Here is a 278-nt window from a genome sequence, read left to right as displayed (position 1 = left end):
CCCAGCCTTGCCAGATGTTGTCTCAGATTCAGGTTATGTCGCTCAATGCGCTGAGTGTAACGCTTGCTGATAACGTGCAGTTCTCCCTTCAGGCGTGATTCATAAAGCGGCCAGCCATCCGTCATCCATACCACGACCTCAAAGGCCGACAGCAGGCCCAGAAGACGCTCCAGCGTGGCCAGAGTGCGTTCACCGAATACGTGCGCCACAACCGTCCTCCGTATCCTGTCATACGCGTAAAACAGCCAGCGCTGACGTGATTTAGCACCGACGTAGCC

General features: G+C 56.1%; 1 protein-coding gene. It reads right to left on the bottom strand.

Features of this window, described 5'->3' with window-relative positions; all coding sequences use genetic code 11:
• Positions 1-278, bottom strand: a 278-nt coding sequence (locus OGY18_RS01655) for an IS1 family transposase (RefSeq protein ID WP_286551418.1), incomplete at both ends; no start/stop codon positions are given.

It is taken from the genome of Citrobacter sp. Cpo142, assembly GCF_030332425.1.
GTDB lineage: Bacteria > Pseudomonadota > Gammaproteobacteria > Enterobacterales > Enterobacteriaceae > Citrobacter > Citrobacter portucalensis.
The sequence above is the reverse complement of the archived record's forward strand: the minus strand, read 5'-3'. Positions and strand labels throughout refer to the sequence as shown.